A 2,422-nucleotide genomic window follows, 5' to 3' on the forward strand; every position below is an offset into this window, starting at 1 on the left:
TGGCGTCGCTCAGCACGCCGAGCCGGCGGCGGTACGGCGTCGTCATCCACGTCTGTCTGGGTGAGTCATGGGTCATCGCGGTCTCCCGGAACGAAATCTGGCGACGCGCCGCTCAGTCGAGCGGGCTCTTCGGCCGCGGCAGGCCGATGTGCTCGCGCAGCGTCGTGCCTTCGTAGCGCGTGCGAAACAGCCCGCGCCGCTGCAGTTCCGGCACCACCATCGTCACGAAGTCGTCGTAGCCGTCGGGCACCGTGTAGAACACGACGATGAAGCCGTCGCAGGCCTCCGTCATCAGCCACTCCTCCATCTGGTCGGCGATCTCGGATGCGGTGCCGACCATCTCGCCGGTCCCGGATTCGGCCGCGCGCTTCGCGAGCTCGCGCACCGTCAGCCCCTCGCGCCGCGCGAGCGCCGCCCATTCGCGCTGGTTGCCCTGCCCCTGTTCGGTATGCGGCAGCTCCGGCAGCGGCTTGTCGGGATCGAACTTCGAGCAGTCCACGCCGAGCCGGATCGACAGGTTCGGGATGTTGCTGTCGACGTGCACGAGATCGTCCATGTAGCGCTTCTTCGCCAGCGCCTCGGCGCGCGTGCGGCCGACGTACACCTGGTTGGCCGGCAGGATCTTCACGTGGTCGGGATTGCGCCCGGCCGCGACGGCCCGCGACTTCACGTCGCGATAGAACGCGCGGCCCGTCTCGATGCTGCGCGCGTTGCCGAACACGAGATCGGCCGAACGCGCGGCCATGTCGCGCGCCTCTTCCGACGCGCCGGCCAGCGCGATCACCGGCCAGCCCTGCACCGGCCGCGCGATGTTCAGCGGCCCCTTCACCGAGAAGAACTTGCCCTTGTGGTTGAGCGGCCGGATCTTGTCGGGATCGGAGAACACGCCCGTCTCCTTGTTCATCACGAGCGCGTGATCGGACCAACCGTCCCACAGCCCCGTCACGACGTCGAAGAATTCCTCGGCGCGCTCAAAGCGCTCCGCGTGACGCAACGCGGTTTCGAGCCCGAAATTGAGCGCGGCCTCCGGGTTGACCGTCGTGACGATGTTCCAGCCCGCGCGCCCGCCGCTCAGATGATCGAGCGACGCGAAGCGGCGCGCGAGCAGGTACGGATCCTCGTAGCTCGTCGTGCCGGTCGCGATCAGGCCGATGCGGTCCGTGCACGCGGCGATCGCCGACAGCATCACGAGCGGGTCGTACGACGTGATCGTGCCGCTGCGCTTGAGTGCGTTCGGCGGCATCGGCATCACCGCGAGGTGGTCGGCGGTGAAAACCGCGTCGAAGCACGCATGCTCGAGCTTCTGCGCGAGCGACCGGATCACCGGCCAGTTGAAGTTCGCGAGCGTCGGCGCGCTCGGATGCCGCCACCATGCCGTGTGCAGGCAGATGGGTCGCATGAATCCACCCAGGCAGAGTTGCTTCGTCATACGGGTTCCTCGTGTTTGGAAGGCTGCGCAATGCGTGCGGGCTGTGTGTGGCTGGCCGGTCAGCGCGCGTCGTTGAAGCGGGCGAAGCCGGCCTCGAGATCGCCGATCAGGTCGTCGGCGTTCTCGAGGCCGATGTGAAAGCGCACGCACGGGCCGCCCGGGTCCCAGTGCGATGCGGTGCGGTACGCCGTGCAGTCGAACGGCATCGCGAGGCTTTCATAGCCACCCCACGAATAGCCGAGCCCGAAGTACGCGAGTCCTTCGAGCAGCGCGGCGACGGCCTGCGGGGGGGCCGGGCGCAGCACGACGGAGAACAGCCCCGTCGCGCCGCCGAAGTCGCGCACCCACAGCGCATGGCCGGGATCGTCCTCGAGCGCCGGGTAGCACACGCGCCGCACTTCCGGACGCGCGGCGAGCCAGCGCGCGACGCGCAGCGCGTTCGCCTGGTGCTGGCGAATCCGCACGCCGAGCGTGCGAAGCCCGCGCAGCGCGAGAAACGCGTCGTCCGAGCCGATGCACTGCCCCGTGTCGCGCTGATACTGTTCGAGCGCCGGCAGCGCGCGCGCGGAGGCCGACACCATCCCGATCATCACGTCGGCATGACCCGCGAGATACTTGGTGCCGGCCTGGATCACGAGGTCGGCGCCGTGCGCGAACGCATCGAAGAACAGCGGCGTCGCCCACGTGTTGTCGAACAGCACCACGAGCCCGCGGTCGTGCGCGAACGCGGCGAGCGCCGGCACGTCGCACATCTCCATGCTCTGCGACGCGGGCGCCTCGAGATACAGCGCGCGCGTGTTCGGCCGGATCAGCGCGTCGAGCGTGTCGACCGACGCGCACGGCGCGAAGTACGTCGTCTCGATGCCCGCGCGCCGCAGCACGCCGTCGCACAGCTGCCGCGCGGGCTTGTACACAGCGTCCGTCATCAGCAGGTGGTCGCCCGCCGCGAGGCACGACGACAGCGCGGTCGTGATCGCCGCGAGCCCCGACGGG

At 69.4% G+C, this 2,422-nt stretch carries 2 protein-coding genes; both read right to left on the bottom strand.

The genetic code is table 11. The features are described 5' to 3' along the window. Nucleotides 1–112 precede the first annotated feature (112 nt). Nucleotides 113–1,429: an LLM class flavin-dependent oxidoreductase gene (locus G3N99_RS38330; RefSeq protein ID WP_206124981.1), complete on the bottom strand. Its 1,317-nt coding sequence runs from the start codon at nucleotides 1,427–1,429 to the stop codon at nucleotides 113–115. A gap of 59 nt (nucleotides 1,430–1,488) precedes the next feature. Beyond that, nucleotides 1,489–2,422: cystathionine beta-lyase (metC, locus tag G3N99_RS38335; protein WP_206124982.1), on the bottom strand; the 934-nt coding region annotated here is incomplete at its 5' end.

Source organism: Burkholderia sp. Ac-20392 (assembly GCF_017104585.1).
Lineage (GTDB): Bacteria > Pseudomonadota > Gammaproteobacteria > Burkholderiales > Burkholderiaceae > Burkholderia > Burkholderia lata.

Coding starts and splice junctions, on each gene's coding strand:
- G3N99_RS38330 (WP_206124981.1), bottom strand. CDS start 1,429: ATGACGAAGCAACTCTGCCTGGGTGGATTCATGCGACCCATCTGCCTG.